Source organism: Streptomyces cylindrosporus (genome assembly GCF_022698165.1).
In the GTDB taxonomy this organism is placed as follows: domain Bacteria; phylum Actinomycetota; class Actinomycetes; order Streptomycetales; family Streptomycetaceae; genus Streptomyces; species Streptomyces cylindrosporus.
In genome coordinates this window covers 474,643-498,595 of record NZ_JALDAY010000006.1, presented here as the reverse complement: position 1 = coordinate 498,595, position 23,953 = coordinate 474,643, and the positions used below count along the sequence as shown (strand labels likewise).

Sequence of the window (23,953 nt, the reverse complement as noted above, 5' to 3'; positions counted from 1 at the left end):
CGACGTCCGAGTACCCCGGTGATCGTCACTGGAACGGGGTCAGCCACACCGTCGCGAGCGGCGGCAGGGTGAGCGAGATCCTTCCCGACTCCGGCTTGAGGTCGTCCGGGTTGGTCACGTCGCCGCCGCCGTACCGCGCGGCATCGGTGTTGAGGACCTCGCGCCAGGCGGGCACCTCGTCGGGGACGCTCAGCCGGTAGTCGGCGCGCACCACGGGCGAGAAGTTGGACACGGCGAGCAGCGGGCTGCCGTCGGCCGCGAACCTCAGGAAGGCGAAGACGTTGTCCTCGGCCGCGTCGCCGACGACCCACCGGAACCCGGCCGGATCGATGTCCCGCTGCCACAGCGCCGGGGTGTCCCGGTACACGGTGTTGAGGTCGCGGACCAGGTCACGCACGCCCCGGTGGTCGGCCTCCGCGCCGTACGCCGGGTCCAGCAGCCACCAGTCGGGCCCGTGCGTCTCGGACCATTCGGCGCCCTGCGCGAACTCCTGGCCCATGAAGAGGAGTTGCTTGCCGGGGTGGGCCCACATGAAGCCCAGGTACGCGCGGTGGTCGGCGCGCTGCTGCCACCAGTCGCCGGGCATCTTCGACACCAACGCCCGTTTCCCGTGGACGACTTCGTCGTGCGAGATGGGCAGGACGTAGTTCTCGCTGTAGGCGTACACCATCGAGAAGGTCATCTCGTTGTGGTGGTACTTGCGGTGCACCGGCTCGTGGCTCATGTAGCCGAGCGAGTCGTGCATCCAGCCCATGTTCCACTTCAGGCCGAACCCGAGGCCGCCGCCGTCGGTGGGCCGGGTCACCCCGTCCCAGGCCGTCGACTCCTCGGCGATGGTCACCACGCCCGGCGCCCGCCGGTACACGGTCGCGTTCATCTCCTGCAGGAACGCCACCGCGTCCAGATCCTCGCGACCGCCGTGCACATTGGGCGTCCACTGGCCCGAGTCGCGCGAGTAGTCGAGATAGAGCATCGACGCGACGGCGTCGACGCGCAGCCCGTCGATGTGGAACTCCTCGCACCAGTAGACGGCGTTGGCGACAAGGAAGTTGCGCACCTCGACCCGGCCGAAGTCGAACTCGTACGTCCCCCAGTCCGGATGCTCGGCACGCCGCGAGTCCCCGGGCTCGTACAGCGGATCCCCGTCGAAGCGCGCCAACGCCCAGTCGTCCTTGGGGAAATGGGCGGGCACCCAGTCCATGATCACGCCGATGCCGGCCCGGTGCAGGGCGTCGATCAGGAACCGCAGGTCGTCGGGGGTGCCGAGCCGTGAGGTCGGCGCGTAGTACGAGGTCACCTGGTAACCCCAGGAGGGGCCGTACGGATGCTCGGCCACCGGCATCAGCTCGACGTGCGTGAAGCCCAGGTCCTTGACGTACGCGGGCAGTTCCTCCGCCAGCTGACGGTACGTCAACCCCGCGCGCCAGGACGGCAGATGGACCTCGTACACGGAGAACGGCGCCTCGTGCACGGGCGTGTCCCCGCGGTGCGCCATCCACTCCGCGTCGCCCCACTCGTGGTGCGCGGCCGTCACCACGGACGCCGTCGCGGGCGGCACCTCGGTGCGGCGGGCCATCGGGTCGGCCTTGAGGAAGCGGCCGCCGTACCGGGAGGTGATCTCGAACTTGTAGCGTGCGCCCTCACCGATGCCGGGCACGAACAGCTCCCACACCCCGGACGCGCCCAGTGAGCGCATGGGCAGGGCCGTCCCGTCCCAGCAGGTGAACTCCCCGGCGACCCGGACCCCTTGGGCGTTCGGCGCCCAGACCGTGAACCGGGTGCCGGTCACGCCCTGGTGCGTCATCGGCTCGGCGCCCAGCGCCTTCCACAGCTGCTCGTGCCGGCCCTCACGCACGAGGTGCAGGTCCAGCTCACCGAGGGCGGGCAGGAAGCGGTACGGGTCGGCGGCCTCGTGCTCGCCGTCCGCGTACGTCACCAGCAGCGTGTACTCGGGGATCGCCGCCAGGGGCAGGACCCCGGAGAAGAGGCCGTCGCCCTCCGAGGCCAGCTTGTGCCGCTCCCCGGCGACGACCACGCTCACCGCCCGGGCGTACGGGCGCAGCGCCCGGAAGGCGATGCCGCCCGCGACCGGGTGGGCGCCCAGCAGCGCGTGCGGGTCGTGGTGCCGGCCGGCCAGCAGCCGTTCCCGGTCACCGGCCTCCAGGGACGGGGCGCTCGCGCACAGCGCGGGGCCGGACGGCTCGGGGAGCGAGGTGTCGCGCAGGGCCATCGCTTCAGCCTCCTCTCACGGCGAGACGCTCGATCGCCGCCATGGGTACGGGAAGCCAGTCCGGACGGTGTCTGGCCTCGTACAACACCTCGTACACTGCCCGGTCCGTCTCGTAGGCACGCAGCAGACCGTGCTTCTTGCGCGGGTCCCAGCCGGCCCGCTCGGCATAGCCCGCGCAGTAGGCCTCGCGGCAGCGCCGCGCCCACTCCGGACGCCAGGGGCGGCGCTGGCGGGCCGCGTAGTCGAAGGAGCGCAGCATGCCCGCGATGTCCCGCACCGGGGAGTGGGTGCTGCGCCGCTCGGCGAGCGGTCGTGACGGCTCGCCCTCGAAGTCGATGACGAACCAGTCCCGGCCGGCCCGCAGCACCTGCCCCAGGTGCAGATCGCCGTGGATGCGCTGGGCGGGCGGGCCGGGATCGCACGCGACGAGCGCACCGAAGGCGGTACGCAGGCCGGGGACGTACGGCCGCAGGGCGGGGACGGTGTCGGCGGCGGCGTCCAGGCGCTCGGTCATCGCGGACGCCGTACGCACGCCCTCCTCGTGCGCGCCGGTGGGGAAGGACACGGCCAGCGCGAGATGGACCTCCGCCGTGGCCCGCCCCAACTCCCGGGCCTGAAGGGTGAAGTCGTCGCCCGCGGCCAGCGCCCGCAGGGCCAGCGTCCAGCCGTCGGAGGCGTCCCGCAGGAACGGCTGGAGCACCCCCAGCGTCGCCTCCTGCGGATACGTCGTCCGGAACCACGCCACCGGCGCCGGCACCCGCGCGCAGCCCTGCCCGGCCAGCGCGCCCGGCACTTCCAGATCGGGGTTGACGCCGGGCTGGACGCGCCGGAACACCTTGAGGATGAACTCGTCGCCGTACACCAGCGAGGAGTTGGACTGCTCGGCCTCCAGCACCCGAGGCACCAGCCCGGAGGGCAGGGGCACGGACGGATCGGCCTCGAAGCGCAGGGGACCGGCGCCGCCGGGCCTGCGCAGCCGCTCCAGCAGCAATTGTGCCGACCGCGGCTCCTGAAGGGCGTCGAACACCGTCATCCCGGCCAGCGGACCCGTCTCCGCCCTGCCGATCAGCGCCCGGCCGTGCCGCGGCGACAGATGCGGCCGTACGCCGAGCAGCAGCTGGTAGCAGTCGTCGCCGGCGCGCACCAGCAGATGCAGGCATCCCGGGAACAGCTCGGTCAGCGACAGCAGTCCGAGCTCGTTGACGGGCCGGTCCTTGCCCGCGAACCAGCGCTGCCGCGGCAGCCACTCCCGCAGCAGCCCCGAGAGCGAGACCATGGGGTCGGTGACGACCGCGGGTCTCGGGCGGACGAACGCGGTGTTCGTCATGGTGACGCGTCCTTTCCTCGGGGCGGGTTCAGAGTCGTCGGCCGATGCGGGATGCGACTCGGGTGAGCCGGAACCAGTAGAAGCCGTGCCCTGCGAGGGTCAGCAGATACGGCAGCTCACCGATCGCCGGGAAGCGCACTCCGCCGATCAGCTCCACCGGGTGCCGTCCGTCGTACTCGCGCAGATCGAGCTCGGTGGGCTGGGCGAACCGCGAGAAGTTGTTGACGCACAGCACGAGGTCGTCGCCGTACTCGCGCAGGAAGGCGAGGACCGCCGGGTTGGACGACTGGAGCTCGGTGTAGGAGCCGAGCCCGAAGGCGGGGTTCTGCTTGCGGATCTCGATCATGCGGCGGGTCCAGTGCAGCAGGGACGACGGCGAGGACATGGAGGCCTCGACGTTCGTCACCTGGTACCCGTAGACGGGGTCCATGATCGCGGGGAGGGAGAGGCGCCCGGGATCACAGGAGGAGAAGCCCGCGTTGCGGTCGGGCGTCCACTGCATCGGCGTGCGAACGGCGTCGCGGTCGCCGAGCCAGATGTTGTCGCCCATGCCGATCTCGTCGCCGTAGTAGAGGATCGGCGAGCCGGGCAGGGACAGGAGCAGGGCGGTGAACAGCTCGATCTGGTTGCGGTCGTTGTCGAGGAGCGGGGCGAGGCGTCGGCGGATGCCGATGTTGGCGCGCATCCGCGGGTCCTTGGCGTATTCGGCCCACATGTAGTCGCGTTCCTCGTCGGTGACCATTTCGAGGGTGAGCTCGTCGTGGTTGCGCAGGAAGATGCCCCACTGGCAGTTCGACGGGATGGCCGGGGTCTTGGCGAGGATTTCCGACACCGGGTAGCGGGACTCGCGGCGCACGGCCATGAAGATCCGCGGCATGACGGGGAAGTGGAAGGCCATGTGGCATTCGTCGCCGCCGCTCTGGAAGTCGCCGAAGTAGTCGACGACGTCCTCGGGCCACTGGTTGGCCTCGGCCAGGAGCACCGTGTCCGGATACATGGCATCGATCTCGCGCCGGACACGCTTGAGGAACTCGTGAGTGGCGGGGAGGTTCTCGCAGTTCGTGCCTTCCTCGGCATACAGATAAGGCACGGCGTCGAGACGGAAGCCGTCGATACCCAGGTCCAGCCAGAAGCGGAGAGCGGCCAGGATCTCCTCCTGCACCGCCTGGCTCTCGTAGTTGAGGTCCGGCTGGTGGGAGAAGAACCGGTGGAAGAAGTACTGGCCGCGGACCGGGTCGAAGGTCCAGTTGGAGGCCTCGGTGTCGACGAAGATGATGCGGGCGTCGGCGTACTGCTTGTCGTCGTCGGCCCACATGTAGTAGTCGCCGTACGGCCCGTCGGGATTCTTCCGGGACTCCTGGAACCACGGGTGCTGGTCGCTGGTGTGGTTCATCACGAAGTCGATGATCACGCGCATGCCGCGGTGATGGGCGGCGTCGACGAATTCCACGAAGTCGGCGAGGTCACCGAATTCGGGCAGGACGGCGGTGTAGTCGGAGACGTCGTAACCGCCGTCCCGCAGGGGTGATTTGAAGAAGGGCGGCAGCCAGAGGCAGTCGACGCCGAGCCACTGCAGATAGTCGAGTTTCGCGGTCAGGCCCTTGAGGTCGCCGACTCCGTCGCCGTTGCTGTCCTGGAAGGAGCGGACGAGGACCTCGTAGAAGACCGCGCGCTTGAACCACTCCGGGTCACGGTCCTTGGCGGGGGTGTCCTCGAAGGTGTCCGGGACGGGCTGGTTGACAGTCATGAGGCTCTGACCCTCCGATCGATGGCTACGCGGACGACCGCTGGACGTGGAGCACGTGTGCCGGAGTCCGACCGGGTTCCAGGCGCACATAGTTGTTTCTGCCCCAGTGATAGGTCTCACCCGTCAGTTCGTCGTGCGCCGACATGAATGCGTGCTGTTCCAGGCCGAGTCGCGGCATGTCCAACGAGACCGTGGCCTCCTGGGTGTGGTGAGGGTCGAGGTTGACGACGACGAGGACCGTGTCGGGTCCCGTGGTCTTGCTGTACGCGATGACCATGTCGTTGTCGGTGGTGTGGAAACGCAGGTTCCGCAGCCGGTGCAGGGCCGGGTGACGCCGCCGGACGGCGTTGAGCCTGGCGATGAGCGGAGCGATGCTGCGGCCTTCGCGTTCGGCGGATTCCCAGTCGCGTGGGCGGAGTTGGTATTTCTCCGAGTCCAGGTACTCCTCGCTGCCGTCGCGCAGCGGGAGGTTCTCGCACAGTTCGTAGCCGCTGTAGAGGCCCCAGGTGGGGGAGAGGGTGGCGGCGAGCACGGCGCGCAGCTCGAAGGCGGGCCGGCCGCCGCGCTGGAGGAACTCGTGCAGGATGTCGGGGGTGTTGACGAAGAAGTTGGGCCGCATGTAGGCGGCCGTCTCCCGGGACAGCTCGGTGAGGTAGTCGGTCAGTTCCTGCTTGCTGTTGCGCCAGGTGAAGTAGGTGTACGACTGCTGGAAGCCGATCTGGGCGAGGGTGCGCATCATCGCGGGCCGGGTGAATGCCTCGGCCAGGAAGATCACGTCCGGGTCGGTGCGGTTGATCTCCGCGATCACGTGCTGCCAGAAGACGACCGGCTTGGTGTGCGGGTTGTCCACGCGGAAGATCCGCACCCCCAGGTCCATCCACAGCCGCAGGACCCGCAGGGTCTCGGTGATCAGGCCGTCGAGGTCGGCGTCGAAGGCGATGGGGTAGATGTCCTGGTACTTCTTGGGCGGGTTCTCGGCATAGGCGATGGTGCCGTCGGGGCGGTGGTGGAACCACTCGGGGTGTTTGTGCACCCAGGGGTGGTCGGGGGAGCACTGCAGGGCGAAGTCGAGGGCGATCTCCAGGCCGTGCCGCTTGGCTTGCTGCACGAACCAGGCGAAGTCGTCGAGGGTGCCCAGCTGGGGGTGGACGGTGTCGTGGCCGCCCTCGGGGGAGCCGATGGCCCAGGGCACGCCGACGTCGTCGGGGCCGGCGGAGAGGGTGTTGTTGCGGCCCTTGCGGAAGGTGGTGCCGATGGGGTGGATCGGGGGGAGGTAGACGACGTCGAAGCCCATCGCGGCGATCGCCGGCAGGCGGCGGGCGGCGGTGCGGAAGGTGCCGTGCGGCTGCTGGGGGGTGCCCTCGGAGCGGGGGAAGAACTCGTACCAGGCCCCGTACAGGGCGCGTTCCCGCTCGACCAGCAGGGGCAGCGTGTCGGAGGCGGTGACGAACTCCCGCAGCGGATGCGCGGCCAAAACCGCGTCCACCTCCGGCGTCAACGCCGCCGCCAGACGGGAGGCAGCGGGACGGGCCTCGTCGCGCAGCGCGTCCACGGCCGCCAGCACCGTCGTACGGCCTTCGTCCGCGGGGACTCCGGCCGCCGCCCGCTCGAAGAGATCGGCGCCCTCCTCCAGCACCAGGCCGACGTCGAGGCCGGCCGGGATCTTGATCCGGGCCCGGTGGCGCCAGGTGGCGACCGGGTCGCTCCAGGCCTCCACGCGGAACGTCCAACGGCCCTCGGAGGTGGGCGTCACCTCGGCGCCCCAGCGGTCGGTGCCGGGGGCCAGTTCGCGCATCGGCGTCCACGGGCCGTGACAGCCGTCGGGGCCGGTCAGCACGACATTGGCGGCGACCGCGTCATGCCCCTCGCGGAACACGGTCGCGGTGACCTCGAACGTCTCGCCCGCGACCGCCTTCGCCGGTCGCCTGCCGCATTCGACTACCGGGTGGACATCCCGTACCGGGATGCGGCCGATGACCGAAGTCGCACTCATGGGTCTCACCTCCGCCGTGCTCGGAACCGGGCCCGCCTGCCCGGTCGGGGATGGAAGCCGCGCCGGGGGTCACCCGCCCGCGGGGGAATGCCGGTACGGCGCCGCCGGCGGACCGGGCCGGACGGGAGCGGCCGCCCTGGGCCGCTCGTTCTGCTCGCGGAGATAGGCGACCAGAGTGGTCCGCAGATACCGCTCGGCGGCGTCCGCCGCCTCGCGGGCACAGCGCTTGCCCATCAGCACGCACAACGTGTACCCCGAGTCCTCGAAAGTGGCCCGCACCGTGCGGTCGGCCGGAGAGGCGAGCATGACGCGCTCCCACGCCCGGTACCGCCGCAGTTGCCGGGCCACTTCGGCTTTGGCCGGTAGCAGCATGACGCCGTTCACCTTCCGGAGTGGGATCCGCACGCGCACAGAGGTCTTCACCCATGGTGCACGTGTGACCACGCAACGTCTTGTTGGGTGTTCAACCACCTCGGTGGTGCTCTCGTGTTGCACGAATGGCGTAGTGCTCCCACGCTTGAGGTGACTCAGAAGCGATCACTGCTCACGCTTCGCGTTCGGGGCTCGTCCCGCAGGGGCGAGGAGAAGCGAGGGCTTCGCCGGTGAGGAGCAAACGACGATGAAGACCGCAGTGCCCTGCTACTACCACCTCGATGTGGAAGTGAGCCCGGAGCGGGTCGGCCAGGTCAGGCGCATCCTGGCCGCTCACCTCCGGCTCTGGGACCTCGAGACACTGGTCGAGCCCGTCTGCCGCAGCGCCGAGCTGCTGCTGAAGGCCATCGACGAGCACGCGACGGACAAGGCCACCTCGATCGAGATGTGGTGGAACGGGCAGCACCTGATCACCGCCGTGGGGGAGAACGACTGCGAACTGCGCCCGGACCAGGACCTGCGTTCCTGCCTGGCGCGCATCGCCGCCACCAGCGACGGCTGGGGCTGCTGCGCCACGGACACCGGCAGCAAGGTCATCTGGTTCTCGCAGCGTGCCCGGGCCGGTGAGCGCGTGCCCCTGGTGCCCGTGGCGCCCGCGCCGAGCCTGCGCGAGGTGCGCCAGCTGCCGCGCGAGGTGCCGGCCGTGGCGCTGGCCGCCGCGTCGGGCGACGTACTGGAAGCCGCCCGGTGACGGCGAAGCGCCGCCGCAAGGCAGGGGTGCCCGCGTGGAGCGGGCACCCCTACCCGCTGGGTGCGGCCTTCGACGGCAAGGGCACCAACTTCGCTCTGTTCAGCGAGGTCGCCGAGCGGGTCGAACTCGTCCTCGTCGACGACGGGGGAGGGCAGCGGCGTGTCCCGGTCACCGAGGTGGACGGCTTCGTGTGGCACTGCTACCTGCCGGACATCGGCCCCGGCCAGCGCTACGGCTACCGGGTGCACGGCCCCTGGCACCCGGAGCTGGGCCACCGCTGCAATCCCGCGAAGCTGCTCCTCGACCCGTACACCAGGGCCGTGGACGGCCAGGTCGACAACCACGCCTCCCTCTTCGAGCGCTCGCCGGACGGCCCCTCGCGGTCCGACAGCGCCGGCCACACCATGCTCGGCGTGGTCACCGACCCGGCCTTCGACTGGGGCGACGACCAGCCGCCACGGCGCCCGTACGCGGACAGCGTCATCTACGAGGCCCACGTCCGCGGCCTGACCAACACCCACCCCGAGGTCCCCGCCGAACTCCGCGGCACCTACGCGGGCCTGGCCCACCCCGCGGTGATCGAGCACCTGACCTCGCTCGGTGTGACCGCCGTCGAGCTGATGCCGGTGCACCAGTACGCCCAGGACGGCGTGCTGCGGGACCGCGGCCTGTCCAACTACTGGGGCTACAACACGATCGGCTTCTTCGCCCCGCACAACGCCTACGCCGCCCACGGCACCCGCGGCGGTCAGGTCACCGAGTTCAAGTCGATGGTGAAGGCGCTGCACGCGGCCGGCCTGGAGGTGATCCTCGACGTCGTCTACAACCACACCGCCGAGGGCAACGAGAAGGGCCCCACCCTCTCCTTCCGCGGCATCGACAACGCCTCGTACTACCGCTTGGTGGACGGCGACTGGGGCCACTACTACGACACCACGGGCACCGGCAACAGCCTGCTGATGCGGCACCCGTACGTGCTGCAGCTGATCATGGACTCGCTGCGCTACTGGGTGACCGAGATGCACGTCGACGGCTTCCGCTTCGACCTCGCGGCCACGCTGGCCCGCCAGTTCCACGAGGTGGACCGGCTGTCGGCGTTCTTCGACCTGATCCAGCAGGACCCGGTGATCAGCCGGGTGAAGCTGATCGCCGAGCCGTGGGACGTCGGCGAGGGCGGCTACCAGGTCGGCAACTTCCCGCCGCTGTGGTCGGAGTGGAACGGCAAGTACCGGGACGCGGTACGGGACTTCTGGCGGGCCGAGCCGCACACGCTCGGCGAGTTCGCCTCCCGTCTGACCGGCTCCTCCGACCTGTACCAGCACAGCAGGCGCCGCCCGCGGGCCAGCGTCAACTTCGTCACCGCGCACGACGGCTTCACCCTGCGCGACCTGGTGTCGTACAACGACAAGCACAACGAGGCCAACGGCGAGGGCAACAGGGACGGCGAGAGCACCAACCGGTCCTGGAACTGCGGCGCGGAGGGCGACACCGACGACCCGGCCGTCGCCGACCTGCGCGCCCGCCAGCAACGCAACCTCCTGGCCACGCTGTTCCTCTCCCAGGGCATCCCGATGCTCGCCCACGGCGACGAACTCGGCCGCACCCAGCGGGGCAACAACAACGCCTACTGCCAGGACAACGAAGTGTCCTGGATCGACTGGCGGTTGACCGAGGAGCAGCGCGAACTGGCCGACTTCACGCGCTACGTCATCGCCCTCCGGGCCGCCCACCCGGTCCTGCGCCGCCGCCGCTTCTTCCGCGGCGAGACCGCGACCCGCGCCGACCAGCCCCTGCCCGACCTGGTCTGGCTGGCCCCGGACGCCCGGGAGATGACGGAGGAGGACTGGCAGCGCCCCGACGCCCACTCGGTGGCCGTCTTCCTCAACGGCGACGCGATCGCCGAACCCGACCCGCAGGGCCGCCCGGTGGTGGACGACTCCTTCCTGCTCCTCCTCAACAGCTACTGGGAACCGGTGGAGTTCCAGCTCCCGGACGCCGAGTACGGAGAACGCTGGACGCCCCTGATCGACACGGCGGAGCCGCACGGCCCCCCGGACGAGACGGAACACAAGGCGAACACGGGGCTGTTGGTGGAGCGCCGCAGCCTGATGCTCCTGTCGAGGCCCTCGCACAGAAAGCTGTGACGACCGGTTGTCCTAGGCCCGCACGACCGTGAACTGCGCCCCGTCCGCGTCCCGCAGCACCGCCTCTTCGCTGCCCTTGGACAGCACACTGCCCCCGTGCGTCTCCGCCGCCCGCACGCAGGCCGTCACGTCCTCCACCGTGAAGTGGATCTGCCAGTGCGGGCGAATGGTGGGATCCGGCGCCGCTCCCAGTGCCCCGGACTCGATGCGCGCCACCACCGTCCCCTGGCTGCGCAGCACCACCTCGCCGCCCTCGTAGCGCACCTCGCAGCAGTCGGGCCGCTCGGTGGCCCAGTCCAGGACCTCGCCGTAGAAGATCGCCGCGTCGAACGCGTCCCGGGTGTGCAGCCGGATGAACGTCGGCGCCGCCTGCTGCCATTTGTCCCAGTCCGCGAAGAGCTCACCCTCCCAGACCCCGAAGGCCGCCCCGTCCCGGTCCGCCAGCAGCGCCGCCCGGCCCGGCGGGAAGGAGATCGGCCCGACCGCCGCCGTACCGCCGCGTTCCTGGGCCCGGGCCGCCGCCTCGTCCGCGCTGGGCACCGCGAAGTACGGCGTCCACGCCACGGCCATCTGCCACATGGAGGCGACGGCGGCGATTCCGGCGACCGGCGTATCGTCCACCATCGCGATCCGGAAGCGGTCGCCGAGCTTGCCGGAGCGCCACCGCCACCCCAGCACGGCCCCGTAGAACTCCTGCGTCGCGTCGAGGTCGCGGCTGGTCAGACTCACCCAGCAGGGCGCACCGAACACGGAGTGCGAGGAGACGACGCCCCTCGGACCGCTCGGGCGTGTCGTGTCGTGGTTCATGGCACTCGCGTCCTGGTCTCGTCGACCGGCAGCCACCGGTCTGTCACCAGTGTCCAACCGGAACCGCCCTGTGCGCCTGCCGAGTACCCTGGAGACGGCACCGAAACGGGCGTGTCGCCCGTTCGCGGCCCACTGGCACAGAGCCGGGGGAGTGACGACCATGGGACGCGTGGCAGCAGGAGCACGAGAGCCCGAGGACGACACGGACCGCATCTTCGCGCTGGAAGAGGAAGTCGACCAGCTGAAGGAGGCCGTGGCCTCGCACGCGGTCGTGGACCAGGCGATCGGAATGGTCGTCGCCCTCGGCCGGGTGAGCCCGGACCAGGGCTGGGCCGTACTCAAGGACGTCTCGCAGCACACGAACATCAGACTGCGCAATGTCGCGGAACTGATCCTGATCTGGGGACGCACCGGCGAGATGCCCCCGGAGATCCGCGCCGAGCTGGAGGACGCCCTCGACCGCCACGGCCCGACGCAGATCCCCGAGAGCCCGCCCGAGTGAAGCCGCCCGGGATTGTCAGCCGGCCCCCGCCACGAGCTCCTCGCGCAGCTGGGCGAAGCAGCCGCTGAGCAGCCGGGAGACGTGCATCTGCGAGATGCCCAGCTGCTGGGCGATGCGACTCTGTGTCATGCCCCCGAAGAACCGCAGGTAGAGGATGGTCCGCTCGCGCTCCGGAAGCTTCCGGAGGCAGGGGCCGACGGACACCCGGTCGACGACCAGGTCGTACGCCGGATCGGGCCCGCCGATCGCGTCCGTGAGGGCGTAGCCGTCGGTGCCGGGCATCTCGGCGTCCAGTGACAGCGCGGAGAAGCAGTCCAGGGCCTCCATCCCCGTGCGCACCTGGCTCTCGCTCAGCTGGGCGCACTCGGCGATCTCGGCGACGGTCGGCGGCCGGCCGGGTGTCGTCTGGGAGAGCTCCTTGGCGGCCTGCCGCACCCGGTTGCGCAGGTCCTGGACCCGGCGCGGCACGTGCAGCGTCCACATGTGGTCGCGGAAGTGCCGCTTGATCTCGCCGGTGACGGTGGGCACCGCGTACGCCTCGAAGGCGTGGCCGCGGGCCGGGTCGTAGTGGTCGACGGCCTTGACGAGGCCGAGTGCCGCTACCTGGTAGAGGTCTTCGAGGGACTCGCCGCGCCCCTTGAACCGCACCGCGATCCGCTCCGCCATGGGCAGCCAGGCCCGGACCAGCTCGTCCCGGAGTGCCTCGCGCCGGGGACCGGCGGGTGTCCGGGAGAGCCGCTCGAAGGCCTCGGCCGTGTCGGGGGCGTCGTCGTGCGGGTGAACCTTGGTTCTGCTGGTGGTGACGCGCATCGCGCGCACCTCCCTCAGGCGGTGCCGGTGGACGGACACCATGGGAGGCACGGCTCGGACTTACGGAGACATCCGGGGCCTGGCCGGCTCCCACGGATGTGCCTCCTGTCCGAAGCACGTAATGCGGATGCCCGGCATCCGGGCTTTCAAAACAAATCGGGCATTCCGGTGACGCCACGTGGTCCGGCGGCTGTGCGCCGTCACGCTTGACTGTCCCTTGGGTTCATTACCTCTGCTACAGAGGTATCTTCGAGATGTGGAACCGGAAACCTTCCCGGACGAGCTGATCGACGCCCTCATCGGCGTCCAGCGGCTTCTCCGTCGCCGTCTGCGCCGGCAGATCGCACCGCAACTGCGCGGCGCCGAGGTCGAGCTGCTGCGCCTGGTCGTGTCCCGGCCCGGCATCGGCATCTCGGACGCCGCCAAGGAGCTGCACCTGGCCGGCAACTCGGTCTCGACGCTCGTCAACCAGCTCTCCCGGCAGGGCTATCTGGTCCGCGAGACCGACCCCGCCGACCGGCGCGCCGCCCGGCTGATGCCGACCCCGGCGGCCGAGGCGAGGCTCGCCGAATGGCGCAAACGGCGGGCGGAACTCGTACGGGACGGGCTGTCCGGTCTCGACGGAACGGACCTGGCAGCACTGAGCGCGGCGATCCCCGCGCTGCGGAAGCTCGCCGACAACCTGCACGAGGAGGCCGAGGAGTCATGACACGGGACGCGAACACGCAGGCCGTGAGCTGCACCGGGCTCGCCTACTCCTTCGGCGAGACGAACGCCGTCGACGGGCTCGATCTGTCGGTGGCGGAGGGCGAGGTCTTCGGCCTGCTCGGCCCCAACGGCGCCGGGAAGACCACCGCGATCCGGTGCATCACCACCCTGCTGCCGGTCCCGGCCGGCATGGTCCGCGTCTTCGGCCACGACACCGCCCGCGACCGCATGGCCGTACGGCGCCTGCTCGGCTACGTACCGCAGCAGCTGTCCGCCGACGCCGGGCTCACCGGACGCGAGAACGTCGCCCTGTTTGCCCGCGTCTTCGACGTCTCCCGCCGCGAACGGGACGAACGCGTCGCCCAGGCCCTGACCGCCGTCGACCTCACCGACGCCGCCGACCGGCTCGCCAAGACCTACTCCGGCGGCATGATCCGCCGCCTCGAACTCGCCCAGGCGCTGGTCAGCGCACCCCGGCTGCTGATCCTCGACGAGCCGACCATCGGCCTCGACCCGATCGCCCGCACCGGCGTGTGGGAGCACATCAACGCCGTACGCGCCGCCACCGGCATGACCGTCCTGGTGACCACCCACTACATGGACGAGGCCGACCAGTATTGCGACCGGGTCGGCCTCATGCACCGCGGCCGCATCCGGGCCCTCGGTACCCCGGCCGAACTCAGGGAGGGCCTCGGCGAGCGCCGGCGCGCCGCCGGAGCGGCGGCGGGCGGTCCGCTGCCGACGCTGGAGGACGTCTTCCGCGAGGTCGCGGGCAGCGGCCTCGACGACAAGTCAGGAGATTTCCGCGATGTCCGAAGCACCCGTCGCACCGCCAACCGCGTCGGCTGACCCGGCGGCCGGCATAGCCCTGCTGCTGCGCCCGCCCGAGCCGCGCGCGGGCTGGCGGCTGCTGCCCGCCCGGGTGGTGGCGATGTGCGCCGTCGAACTGCAGAAGCTGCGCCACGACCGAACCGAGCTGTACACCCGCGCCGTCCAGCCCGCCCTGTGGCTGCTGATCTTCGGTCAGACCTTCACCCGCATCCGGGCGATACCCACCGGCGGCATCCCCTACATCGACTACATGGCGCCCGGCATCATCGCCCAGTCCGCGATGTTCATCGCCATCTTCTACGGCATCCAGATCATCTGGGAACGCGACGCCGGCATCCTCAACAAGCTGCTGGTCACGCCCACTCCACGGTCGGCGCTGATCACCGGCAAGGCCTTCGCGGCCGGCATCAAGTCGCTGGTCCAGGCGATCGTCGTGGTGGTCATCGCCGCGCTGCTCGGTGTCGCCCTGACCTGGAACCCGCTCAAGCTGCTCGGCGTCGCGGCCGTCGTGGTCCTCGGATCCGCCTTCTTCTCCTGCCTGTCGATGACCATCGCCGGCATCGTGCTCAGCCGCGACCGCCTCATGGGCTTCGGACAGGCCATCACCATGCCGCTCTTCTTCGGCTCCAACGCCCTCTACCCGGTCTCCGTCATGCCGGGCTGGCTCCAGGCGGTCAGCAAGGCCAACCCGCTGAGCTACGAAGTCGACGCCCTGCGCGGCCTCCTGCTCGGCACGCACGCGCACGTGGCGCTCGACTTCGGCGTACTGGCCGTGGCCGCCGCGCTCGGCATCACCGCCGCCTCCTCGCTCCTCGGCCGGCTGGCCCGCTGATCAAGGGCGCGAAAGTGATGTGCGGCACGCACCGGACCGCGCATGCGTGCGGTCCTTTGCGAATTGTTCCTGCGCACGGCTTGATCAGCGATCAAAGGGGGTGAATTCGCTGGCCACAGCGCATTCTGCTCATTTGACAGTGCGCTGAGCACACAGATAGGAAGCAGCTCACTGAGGTCGAAGAGGTGGACTGTGTACGAGCCGAACGTGGTCGGGGACTGGCAAGAGTACGACGAGCATGCCGGTCTGCGTGTCCGCGTCCACCGGCTGGAAGCCGCCGAGCCGCCCCGGGGACGGGACGACGCGGCCGAGGGGCTGACGTACTTCAGTGTCCGCGTGACCGTCGAGAACCGCGGCAGCCGGCAGACCACCATCCACCTGGAGGACGGCCAGATCGACGTGCGGATCGGGCCCGACGGCGAGGCCGCGTTCATCGACTGGCGCAACTCGCAGTTCATCGAGGGCTTCGACGTCTACCCGCTGCGCCGGGCCACGGCGGTGCTGTACGCGGCCGGCCCCGAGGCCTCGCTGAGCCAGATCGACGTCCAGATCCAGCTGCGCGTCGACGACGACTGGGCGGACCGCCGGCTGTGGGCGGGCGGCATCGGACTGCACGACGAGAGCGTCGGCGCGCACGCCTGCCCCGGCCGGGAGGGCGGCCTGGCCCATCAGGTGAGCAACTTCCTTCGGGATCAGGCGGAGGAGGGCACCGCCTGACCGGCGGCACCCCGCGGATCCCGGCTCAGTGCGGGATGCCGTCGATGAGTTCGCGTGCTCCCTGACGCAGCAGTGCCACCGCGACCGACGTGCCCAGTGTGGCCGGATCCAGTCGGCCCGCCCACTCGTGCGCGTTCAGCCGCGTCTTGCCGTCCGGGGTGAAGACACAGGCCCGCAGCGAGAGTTCGCCGCCGTGGTCCACGCGCGCGTACCCGGCGATCGGGCTGTTGCAGTGGCCCTGGAGGACGTGCAGGAACATGCGCTCCGCGGTGGCCTCCCGGTGGGTGTCCGGATCGCCGAGCCCGCTGACGGCGTCGATCAGCTCGGTGTCGCCCTCCCGGCACTGCAGGGCCAGGATGCCCGCGCCGATCGGCGGCATCATCGTCTCCGGGGAGAGCACCTCGGTGACCACGTCCTGGCGGCCGATGCGCTCAAGACCTGACATCGCCACCAGCAGCGCGTCCGCCTCGCCGGCCGCCAGCTTGGCCAGCCGCCGGTTGACGTTCCCGCGGAACGGCACGCACTCCAGGTGCGGGTGGGTGGCGGCCAGTTGGGCCGCGCGGCGCACCGAGGAGGTGCCGATCCGGGTGCCCTCCGGGAGTTCGTCCAGGGTGAGGCCGCCCGGGTGGACGAGGGCGTCGCGGATGTCGTCCCGCTTCAGGAACGCGGCGAACGTCGTGCCTGCGGGCAGCGGCCGGTCGGCCGGTACGTCCTTCACGCAGTGCACCGCGAGATCGGCCTCGTGCGCCAGCAGCGCGGCGTCCACCTCCTTGGTGAACGCCCCCTTGCCCTCGACCTTGGACAGGTCGCCCATCCACTTGTCACCGGTCGTCTTCACGGGCACGACCTCGGTGCGCACCCCGGGATGCAGCACCGCCAACTCGGCGCGGACACGCTCCACTTGGGCGAGCGCCATGGGCGAGTCGCGGGAGACGATACGGATCAGTTCGGGCACGGACATGCGGACACGATAGACCTCCCGGAGGGGGCGGCTGTGCCGTACTGCGCCAATCGGGACAGGGATCACGTCGTCACCGCTCCGTCACGGCGGCCGGCACCCTGGACTCCGGCCAGGTCAGCACCGCCAGCGCGCCCACCGTGAGGAGGCCGCCGACCAGGAAGGTGCCGCGCACCCCGACGAGCGGCAGCAGTCCGCCGCCGAGGAGGGCACCTGCGGCCACGCCCGCGTTGAAGGCCATCGAGTTGGCCGCGAGCGCGGTCTCGGTGCGGCCCGGCGCCACCCGCAGCACCTGGCTCTGCGTGGCCATGAAGACGGGCGCGACCGAGGCGCCCAGCAGCATCAGCAGCGCCACCGCGGCCACTTGGCTGCCGCCGCCCGCGTACAGGCCGAGCAGGGCCACCGCCTGCGTGACCACCGGCACGGTGAGCGTGCCGCGGGGGAAGCGGTCGAGCAGCGGCCCGGCGAGCGTGACGCCGGCGAGCGCGGCCGCTCCGAACGCGAACAGCACACCGCTCACGGCGTCCTCGCCGAACCCGCCGACCTCGTCGAGGAAGGCGGCGACGTAGGTGAACGCCGCGAACACCCCGGTCACCGACAGGGCGGTCGTGGAGACGACGACGAGAAAACGGCGCCGGTCCGGGGCGGCGCCGTACGCCGCGTGGCTTTCCTGGGGGCGGGAGGTCGGCAGCAGGGCGCCGACGACGAGGAGGCAGACCAGCGCGAGCGCGCCGAGGACGGCGAAGGGCGCCCGCCAGCCGCTGTGGCCGCCGAGCCAGGTCCCGGCCGGTACGCCGAGCACCGTGGCGAGCGAACCGCCGATGGACAGCAGCCCCATGACCCGGCCGCGCCGCTCGGGCGGGAACAGGCCGACCGCGACCGGGCCCATCACCACCCAGAACGCGGCCTGCGCGAGTGCCGTGACCACGCGCGCCGCCATCAGCAGCCCGTACGAGACGGCGTGCGCCGCCGAGACCCAGCTGGCCACGGCCAGCAGCCCGAGGAGCCCGGCGAGCAGGTACCGGCGCGGCACCGAGCGGGTGACACGGGCGAACGGCAGCGACACCACGGCCACCGTCAGCCCGTATCCCGTGACGAGGATGCCGACCGCGCCGAGTGACACCCCCAGGTCGGCCGCCATGAGCGACAACAGGCCCACGGGGAGGTTCTCGGCGGTGTTGAAGGTGAACGCCGCCAGCATCAGCGCCGCGACGACGGCGCCCCTGCGCCACGCGGCGGGACGTACGCTGCCCATCCAGATGCCCTCCGGGGTGTCGGGAACAACGGGGGCCAGCGTGCCGGGCCGGGCGTAGGCCCTCCACTGTTTCGCTCCTGACCGAATCGGAACACCGCGTACGGAGGCCGCCTTGCCGCTGACCCTGCACCTGGGTCCGGACGATCTGACCCGCTGCCGGTTCGCGATCTCGCCGCTGTGCCAGACCCACGAGGCGCTGCGCATGCTGCGCCGCCCGTCCCGGCACGGCTACCACCGCGCCTGGCTGCGCCGTACGGACCGCACGCTCGCCGGCCTCGACCTGGCACCCCTGTGGCTGTTCGTGCCCCGCCCCGGCGGCTACACCCCGGACTTCCTCGGCCCGCCGCCAGAGGAGCCGTACCCCTCCATCGACGACGAACTCGCCCGGATGCGCGCCACCGACCCCGCCCTGGCCCGCGCCGAGATGGCACGCTCGCTCGCCTGCACACCCGGCCTCGCCGAGTCGCCGCAGGGCCGGGCCGCCCTCGACGACCCCGCCGCGACCGTCCGCCGCCTGGCCGACCTCACCGAGCTGGCCTGGCACGCCCTGCTCGCCCCGGACTGGCCGCGCCACCGTGCCCTCCTGGAGGCCGACATCGCCCAGCGCGCCCGCAGGGCCGCCGACACAGGCCTCGACGCCCTGCTCACCGGGCTGCACCCCACCGTCGACTGGGCCGCGCACACCCTCACCCTCGGGCAGTACGAGGACCGGGCGGACGCCCAGCGGCCCGACGGGCGCGGCATCCTGCTGATGCCGAGCGTCTTCGTCTGGCCGGACGTCGTGAGCGGCTTCGCCCGCCCCTGGCAGCCGACGGTCATCTACCCGGCCCTGGGCATGGGCCGCCTCCACAGCACTTCGCCCGCGCGCCCGCCCGCCGCCCTCGCCCGCCTCCTGGGCCGTCAACGCGCCGCACTCCTTGCCGACTTGACGGCCCCCGCCGCGACGACGGCCCTCGCCGACCGGCACGGCCTGGCGCCGTCCACGGTGTCGGCCCATCTGACGGCCCTGCGGGAGGCGGGACTGCTCGGAGCGCGACGCCATGGCCACTACGTGCTGTACGAGCGGACGGCGCTCGGGAACGCGCTGGTGGCCGGGGGGTAGTGGCCCGTCGAGGCGGTCGTACGACTGCCGACCTAGCATCGAAAGGGAGTGCCGAGCCGCCGCCCCGAGGAGCCACCATGAGCACAGCCGTCGTCGTGGGCAGCGGCCCCAACGGGCTCGCGGCGGCCGTCCGGCTCGCGGGCGAGGGCGTCGACGTCACCGTGCTGGAGGCGGCGGACACCATCGGCGGCGGCACCCGCACCAGCGAGCTGACGCCCGGCCTGCTGCACGACCACTGCTCGGCCACCCATCCGATGGCGGTCGGCTCGCCGTACCTGCGCACGCTCGGCCTGGAACGCCTGGGGCTGCGCTGGTGCCTGCCCGAGATCGACTGCGTGCACCCGCTCGACTCCGGCGCGGCGGGCGTCCTGCACCGGTCGGTCCGGGAGACCGCCGAGGGCCTCGGCCGGCCCGACGGCGCCCGGTGGGAGCGGCTGTTCGGGCCGCTGGGCGAGCGCTTCGACGCGCTGGCCGACGACTTCATGGGCCCGCTCACCCGCGTACCGCACCATCCGTTGTTGCTGGCCCGCTTCGGCGTTCCCGCTCTGCTGCCCGCCGCGGCGGTGGCGCGGCTGTGGCGCACGGAGGCGGCGCGGGCACTGTTCGGCGGGGCCGCCGCGCACGCCTTCCGGCCGCTGCACCGGCCCGCGACCGCCGCCATCGGGGTGTCGATCATCGCGGCCGGGCACCGGTACGGCTGGCCGGTGGCGGCGGGCGGCTCCCGCGCGATCAGCGACGCGCTCGCGGCGCTGCTGGCAGAGCGGGGCGGCCGGATCGAGACGGGTGTCCGGGTGCGGTCGGTGACTCAACTCCCGCCGTCCGACGTGGTGTTGTTCGACCTCGCGCCGAGCGCGGTCGCCGATGTCCTCGGCGACCGGCTGCCGGCCCGGGTCGCCCGTGCCTACCGCCGGTTCCGGCGCGGCCCCGCCGCCTTCAAGGTGGACTTCGCGGTCGAGGGCGGGGTGCCCTGGACCCACGAGGCGGCCCGGCGGGCGGGCACCGTGCACCTCGGGGGCACCTTCGAGGAGGTCGCCGCCGCCGAACAGGCCGTCCATCTGGGCCGCATGCCCGCGCGGCCGTTCGTCCTGGTCGGGCAGCAGTACCTGGCCGACCCGCAGCGCTCAAACGGGGACGTCCACCCCGTATGGACGTACGCGCACGTGCCGTACGGCTACGACGGCGACGCCACCGAGGCGATCGTCGGGCAGGTCGAACGGTTCGCGCCCGGCTTCCGTGAGCGGATCGTCGGCACGGCGGTGCGCACACCGGCCGCGTTCGAGGAGTACAACCCCAACTTCACCGGCGGGGACATCGTCACCGGCGCCAACACCGTCCGCCAGCTGCTGGCGCGCCCGCGTCCCGCCCCGGACCCGTACGCCACGGGGGTGCCCGGCATGTTCATCTGCTCGGCCGCCACCCCGCCCGGGGCCGGGGCGCACGGCATGTGCGGAGCGCACGCGGCCGCGTCGGCGCTGCGCCATCTGCGACGCGCGCGGGCGCGAAAGTAGGACGTCCTAGTACCTGTGCTTCTCGTCACACCGCGTGGCGCGCCATCGATTTACTAGGACGTCCTAGTATCTAGGTGTCGGCGCTCCGTGACTCGTCTTGGGAAGGCCCCGCCATGAGCGATCTGCACCGCCCTGTGCACCCCGTCCGTCTGGTCACGGCCTCGGCCCTGTTCGACGGGCACGACGCGTCGATCAACATCATGCGGCGGATCTTCCAGTCCCAGGGCGCCGAGGTGATCCACCTCGGTCACAACCGGTCGGTGCAGGAGGTCGTGGACGCGGCGCTGGAGGAGGACGCGCACGGGGTGGCGGTCTCCTCGTACCAGGGCGGGCATGTCGAGTACTTCGAGTACCTGGTCGAGTCGCTGCGCGAGCAGGGGGCGGAGCACGTGCGCGTGGTGGGCGGTGGCGGCGGTGTCATCGTGCCCGAGGAGATCGCCCGGCTGCGGGGGAGCGGGGTGACCATCTTCTCGCCGGAGGACGGGCAGCGGATGGGCCTCGCCGGGATGGTCAACTCCGTCGTCCGGGACTGCGACTTCGACCTGTGGGACAGCAAGCCGGCCGACGTCGCCGCCGTCCTCGCGGGCGACCGGTTCGCGATCGCCCGCGCCGTCACGGGCGCCGAACTCGGCAAGCTGCCCGCGGACTTCACGGCGCAGCTGCGCGCCGCGGCCTCGGCGCGGGTGGTGCCCGTGCTGGGCATCACCGGCACCGGCGGCTCCGGAAAGTCGTCGCTCACCGACGAGTTGGTGCGCCGCTTCCGGGTCGACCAGCAGGACAAGCTGCGGATCGCGGTGATCGCCGTGGACCCGACCCGGCGGCGCGGCGGCGGTGCGCTGCTCGGCGACCGGATCCGGATGAACTCCCTCGACGGCAACCGGGTGTTCTTCCGCAGCCTGGCCACCCGCGGCAGCCGCGAGCTGCCCGAGCACCTCTCGGACGTCATCGACGTGGTGAAGGCCGCCGGGTTCGACCTGGTGATCGTGGAGACGCCGGGCATCGGGCAGGGCGACGCGGCGATCGTGCCGTTCGTCGACACCTCGCTGTACGTGATGACGCCGGAGTTCGGCGCCGCCTCCCAGCTGGAGAAGATCGACATGCTCGACTTCGCCGACGTGGTGGCCATCAACAAGTTCGAACGGCGCGGAGCCAAGGACGCGCTGCGCGACGTGGGCCGCCAACTGGTCCGCAACCGCGAGGCGTTCGGCAAGCGCCCCGAGGACATGCCGGTGTACGGCACCTCGGCGGCCACCTTCAACGACGACGGCGTCACCGCACTCCACCAGCACCTCAAGACCCTCCTGGCGGAGAAGGGGCTGCCGCTGGTCGAGGGCGCGCTCGCCCCGGTCGACGTACGGCACTCCTCCGGGATCCGCCAGGTCGTGCCCGCCGACCGGGTCCGCTATCTCGCCGAGATCACCGAAACCGTCCGCGCCTACCACTCCGCCACCGGCCGACTCGCCGACGCGGCACGGCGCGTGCAGCGGCTGGCACTGGTCGAGGAGGAGCTCGTCGACGCCGGCCTGGACGCGGCGGACGTACGGTCGCTGCTGGTCGAGGCGCGTCGGCAGCTGCCGTACGAGATCATTCAGCAGATCGAGAACTGGCCCTCGGTCGTGGCCTCCTACTCCGGCGACGAGCAGGTCGTGAAGGTCCGGGACAAGGAGATCCGCACCACGCTGACCCGCGAGTCCCTGTCCGGCAACAGGATCCCGCGCGTGGCCCTGCCCCGCTTCACCGACCACGGCGAGCTGGTGCGGTTCTGGCGCGCGGAGAACCTGCCCGGCCGATTCCCCTTCACGGCCGGGGTGTTCCCCTTCAAACGCGACGGCGAGGACCCGGCCCGCATGTTCGCGGGCGAGGGCGACCCGTTCCGCACCAACCGGCGCTTCAAGCTGCTGTCGGAGGGGCAGCCGGCGACTCGCCTGTCGACAGCGTTCGACTCGGTGACGTTGTACGGCCGCGACCCCGGCGAGCGCCCCGACATCTACGGCAAGGTCGGCACCTCCGGCGTCTCCATCGCCACCCTCGACGACATGAAGGCGCTCTACGACGGCTTCGACCTCGTCGCGCCCACGACCTCGGTGTCGATGACGATCAACGGCCCCGCCCCGACCATCCTGGCCTTCTTCCTCAACACCGCCATCGACCAGCAGACCGAGAAGTTCCGGGACGCCGAGGGCCGCGAGCCCTCGCCCGAGGAGGCGGCCGAACTGCGTGCCCGTGCGCTGGCGACCGTGCGCGGCACCGTGCAGGCCGACATCCTCAAGGAGGACCAGGGGCAGAACACCTGCCTGTTCTCCACCGAGTTCAGCCTGCGGATGATGGCCGACATCCAGGAGTGGTTCATCCAGCACCAGGTCCGCAACTTCTACTCGGTGTCGATCTCCGGCTACCACATCGCCGAAGCCGGCGCGAACCCCATCAGCCAGCTCGCCTTCACCCTCGCCAACGGCTTCACCTACGTCGAGGCGTACCTCGCGCGAGGCATGCACATCGACGACTTCGCCCCCAACCTGTCGTTCTTCTTCTCCAACGGCATGGACCCCGAGTACTCCGTGCTGGGGCGGGTCGCCCGCCGTATCTGGGCGGTGGCGATGAAGGAGAAGTACGGCGCCAACGAGCGCTCGCAGAAGCTGAAGTACCACGTCCAGACCTCCGGACGCTCCCTGCACGCCCAGGAGATGGACTTCAACGACATCCGCACCACCCTGCAGGCCCTCATCGCGATCTACGACAACTGCAACAGCCTGCACACCAACGCCTACGACGAGGCCGTCACCACCCCCACCGAGGACTCCGTGCGCCGCGCCCTCGCCATCCAGCTGATCATCAACCGGGAGTGGGGCCTGGCGATGAACGAGAACCCACTGCAGGGGTCGTTCATCATCGACGAGCTGACCGACCTGGTCGAGGAGGCGGTGCTCCAGGAGTTCGAGCGGATCAGCGAACGCGGCGGTGTCCTCGGCGCGATGGAGACCGGCTACCAGCGCGGCCGCATCCAGGACGAGTCGATGCTCTACGAGCAGCGCAAGCACGACGGCTCGCTGCCGCTCATCGGCGTCAACACCTTCCGCAACCCGCACGCCGACACCGCAGAGCCCGCCGCCGTCGAACTCGCCCGCGCCACCGAGCAGGAGAAGCACTCCCAGCTGGAGCGCGTCCACGACTTCCAGGCCCGCCACCAGGAGCCGGCTCACGCCGCCCTGGCCGCTCTCAAGGAGGCGGCGATCAGCGGAGACAACGTCTTCGCCGTCCTGATGGACGCCGCCCGGGTCTGCTCGCTGCAGCAGATCACCGACGCCTTCTTCGAGGTGGGCGGGCAGTACCGCCGTAACGTCTGAGCGGAAGCGGGCGGG

At 71.2% G+C, this 23,953-nt stretch carries 19 protein-coding genes; 10 read left to right on the top strand and 9 right to left on the bottom strand.

What is annotated here, in order from left to right:
- Positions 1-25: 25 nt before the first annotated feature.
- The 5 genes from glgB to MQP27_RS22025 all read right to left on the bottom strand — a co-directional run bounded on the left by glgB (position 26) and on the right by MQP27_RS22025 (position 7,669).
- Entirely contained in the window at positions 26-2,230 is a 2,205-nt protein-coding gene (gene glgB, locus MQP27_RS22045) for a 1,4-alpha-glucan branching enzyme (protein ID WP_242767017.1), read from the bottom strand.
- A gap of 4 nt (positions 2,231-2,234) precedes the next feature.
- Positions 2,235-3,557 (bottom strand): maltokinase N-terminal cap-like domain-containing protein, encoded by a 1,323-nt coding sequence (locus MQP27_RS22040; RefSeq protein WP_242767016.1) that lies wholly within the window; start codon positions 3,555-3,557, stop codon positions 2,235-2,237.
- 28 nt (positions 3,558-3,585) lie between these two features.
- Positions 3,586-5,304: a maltose alpha-D-glucosyltransferase gene (treS, locus tag MQP27_RS22035; protein WP_242767015.1), complete on the bottom strand. Its 1,719-nt coding sequence runs from the start codon at positions 5,302-5,304 to the stop codon at positions 3,586-3,588.
- A 25-nt stretch (positions 5,305-5,329) separates the two neighbouring features.
- A complete protein-coding gene (locus MQP27_RS22030; RefSeq protein WP_242767014.1) occupies positions 5,330-7,297 on the bottom strand; it encodes an alpha-1,4-glucan--maltose-1-phosphate maltosyltransferase in 1,968 nt (655 codons plus the stop codon).
- Positions 7,298-7,366: 69 nt separating this feature from the next.
- The gene (locus tag MQP27_RS22025) at positions 7,367-7,669 is read right to left on the bottom strand and encodes a DUF5133 domain-containing protein (RefSeq protein WP_242767013.1); all 303 of its coding nucleotides are present in this window, start codon (positions 7,667-7,669) and stop codon (positions 7,367-7,369) included.
- A gap of 247 nt (positions 7,670-7,916) precedes the next feature.
- Between MQP27_RS22025 and MQP27_RS22020 the strand changes: the two genes are divergently transcribed.
- Together MQP27_RS22020 and glgX are read left to right on the top strand one after the other, a co-directional pair.
- Entirely contained in the window at positions 7,917-8,420 is a 504-nt protein-coding gene (locus tag MQP27_RS22020; RefSeq protein ID WP_242767012.1) for a pep a2, read from the top strand.
- Positions 8,417-10,564 carry a glycogen debranching protein GlgX gene (glgX, locus tag MQP27_RS22015; RefSeq protein ID WP_242767011.1) on the top strand — a complete coding sequence of 716 codons (2,148 nt, stop codon included), beginning with the start codon at positions 8,417-8,419 and terminating at the stop codon, positions 10,562-10,564. The genes MQP27_RS22020 and glgX overlap by 4 nt, the downstream gene beginning before the upstream one ends.
- Positions 10,565-10,576: 12 nt before the next feature.
- Here glgX and MQP27_RS22010 read toward each other — a convergent pair whose 3' ends face one another.
- Complete coding sequence (locus MQP27_RS22010; RefSeq protein WP_242767010.1) at positions 10,577-11,371, bottom strand: VOC family protein; 795 nt, start codon at positions 11,369-11,371, stop codon at positions 10,577-10,579.
- Positions 11,372-11,531: 160 nt separating this feature from the next.
- Between MQP27_RS22010 and MQP27_RS22005 the strand changes: the two genes are divergently transcribed.
- Positions 11,532-11,873, top strand: coding sequence for an ANTAR domain-containing protein (locus tag MQP27_RS22005; RefSeq protein ID WP_372511270.1), 342 nt, complete (start codon positions 11,532-11,534; stop codon positions 11,871-11,873).
- Between the two features lie 15 nt (positions 11,874-11,888).
- Here the strand turns inward: MQP27_RS22005 and MQP27_RS22000 are convergent, their stop codons facing one another.
- Positions 11,889-12,683, bottom strand: coding sequence for an RNA polymerase sigma factor SigF (locus tag MQP27_RS22000; RefSeq protein WP_242767008.1), 795 nt, complete (start codon positions 12,681-12,683; stop codon positions 11,889-11,891).
- Between the two features lie 256 nt (positions 12,684-12,939).
- On the opposite strand from MQP27_RS22000, the gene MQP27_RS21995 reads away from it, so the two are divergent.
- The 4 genes from MQP27_RS21995 (at position 12,940) to MQP27_RS21980 (ending at position 15,771) form a co-directional block, all read left to right on the top strand.
- On the top strand, positions 12,940-13,392 hold the full coding sequence (locus MQP27_RS21995; protein ID WP_242767007.1) for a MarR family winged helix-turn-helix transcriptional regulator: 453 nt from the start codon (positions 12,940-12,942) through the stop codon (positions 13,390-13,392).
- On the top strand, positions 13,389-14,240 hold the full coding sequence (locus MQP27_RS21990; RefSeq protein ID WP_242767006.1) for an ABC transporter ATP-binding protein: 852 nt from the start codon (positions 13,389-13,391) through the stop codon (positions 14,238-14,240). Before MQP27_RS21995 ends, MQP27_RS21990 begins: the two co-directional genes overlap by 4 nt.
- Complete coding sequence (locus MQP27_RS21985; RefSeq protein WP_242767005.1) at positions 14,200-15,054, top strand: ABC transporter permease; 855 nt, start codon at positions 14,200-14,202, stop codon at positions 15,052-15,054. The genes MQP27_RS21990 and MQP27_RS21985 overlap by 41 nt, the downstream gene beginning before the upstream one ends.
- A 192-nt stretch (positions 15,055-15,246) precedes the next feature.
- Positions 15,247-15,771, top strand: coding sequence for a hypothetical protein (locus MQP27_RS21980; protein WP_242767004.1), 525 nt, complete (start codon positions 15,247-15,249; stop codon positions 15,769-15,771).
- A gap of 25 nt (positions 15,772-15,796) precedes the next feature.
- On the opposite strand, the gene hemC is transcribed toward MQP27_RS21980, so the two are convergent.
- On the bottom strand, positions 15,797-16,732 hold the full coding sequence (hemC, locus tag MQP27_RS21975; protein WP_242767003.1) for a hydroxymethylbilane synthase: 936 nt from the start codon (positions 16,730-16,732) through the stop codon (positions 15,797-15,799).
- 70 nt (positions 16,733-16,802) lie between these two features.
- Positions 16,803-17,984, bottom strand: coding sequence for an MFS transporter (locus MQP27_RS21970; protein WP_242767002.1), 1,182 nt, complete (start codon positions 17,982-17,984; stop codon positions 16,803-16,805).
- Positions 17,985-18,096: 112 nt separating this feature from the next.
- Here MQP27_RS21970 and MQP27_RS21965 point away from each other — a divergent pair, with 112 nt between their 5' ends.
- The 3 genes from MQP27_RS21965 (at position 18,097) to icmF (ending at position 23,938) form a co-directional block, all read left to right on the top strand.
- A complete protein-coding gene (locus MQP27_RS21965) occupies positions 18,097-19,086 on the top strand; it encodes an ArsR/SmtB family transcription factor (protein ID WP_242767001.1) in 990 nt (329 codons plus the stop codon).
- A gap of 77 nt (positions 19,087-19,163) precedes the next feature.
- Positions 19,164-20,594 (top strand): phytoene desaturase family protein, encoded by a 1,431-nt coding sequence (locus tag MQP27_RS21960; RefSeq protein ID WP_242767000.1) that lies wholly within the window; start codon positions 19,164-19,166, stop codon positions 20,592-20,594.
- A 113-nt stretch (positions 20,595-20,707) separates the two neighbouring features.
- Positions 20,708-23,938, top strand: coding sequence for a fused isobutyryl-CoA mutase/GTPase IcmF (icmF, locus tag MQP27_RS21955; protein ID WP_242766999.1), 3,231 nt, complete (start codon positions 20,708-20,710; stop codon positions 23,936-23,938).
- Positions 23,939-23,953 lie beyond the last annotated feature (15 nt).

Excerpts from the sequence above, each read along its gene's own strand:
- glgB (WP_242767017.1), bottom strand. The coding sequence starts at position 2,230 with ATGGCCCTGCGCGACACCTCGCTCCCCGAGCCGTCCGGCCCCGCGCTG.
- MQP27_RS22040 (WP_242767016.1), bottom strand. The coding sequence starts at position 3,557 with ATGACGAACACCGCGTTCGTCCGCCCGAGACCCGCGGTCGTCACCGAC.
- treS (WP_242767015.1), bottom strand. The coding sequence starts at position 5,304 with ATGACTGTCAACCAGCCCGTCCCGGACACCTTCGAGGACACCCCCGCC.
- MQP27_RS22030 (WP_242767014.1), bottom strand. The coding sequence starts at position 7,297 with ATGAGTGCGACTTCGGTCATCGGCCGCATCCCGGTACGGGATGTCCAC.
- MQP27_RS22025 (WP_242767013.1), bottom strand. The coding sequence starts at position 7,669 with ATGCTGCTACCGGCCAAAGCCGAAGTGGCCCGGCAACTGCGGCGGTAC.
- MQP27_RS22020 (WP_242767012.1), top strand. The coding sequence starts at position 7,917 with ATGAAGACCGCAGTGCCCTGCTACTACCACCTCGATGTGGAAGTGAGC.
- MQP27_RS22010 (WP_242767010.1), bottom strand. The coding sequence starts at position 11,371 with ATGAACCACGACACGACACGCCCGAGCGGTCCGAGGGGCGTCGTCTCC.
- MQP27_RS22005 (WP_372511270.1), top strand. The coding sequence starts at position 11,532 with ATGGGACGCGTGGCAGCAGGAGCACGAGAGCCCGAGGACGACACGGAC.
- MQP27_RS22000 (WP_242767008.1), bottom strand. The coding sequence starts at position 12,683 with ATGCGCGTCACCACCAGCAGAACCAAGGTTCACCCGCACGACGACGCC.
- MQP27_RS21990 (WP_242767006.1), top strand. The coding sequence starts at position 13,389 with ATGACACGGGACGCGAACACGCAGGCCGTGAGCTGCACCGGGCTCGCC.
- MQP27_RS21985 (WP_242767005.1), top strand. The coding sequence starts at position 14,200 with ATGTCCGAAGCACCCGTCGCACCGCCAACCGCGTCGGCTGACCCGGCG.
- hemC (WP_242767003.1), bottom strand. The coding sequence starts at position 16,732 with ATGTCCGTGCCCGAACTGATCCGTATCGTCTCCCGCGACTCGCCCATG.
- MQP27_RS21970 (WP_242767002.1), bottom strand. The coding sequence starts at position 17,984 with ATGGGCAGCGTACGTCCCGCCGCGTGGCGCAGGGGCGCCGTCGTCGCG.
- MQP27_RS21960 (WP_242767000.1), top strand. The coding sequence starts at position 19,164 with ATGAGCACAGCCGTCGTCGTGGGCAGCGGCCCCAACGGGCTCGCGGCG.
- icmF (WP_242766999.1), top strand. The coding sequence starts at position 20,708 with ATGAGCGATCTGCACCGCCCTGTGCACCCCGTCCGTCTGGTCACGGCC.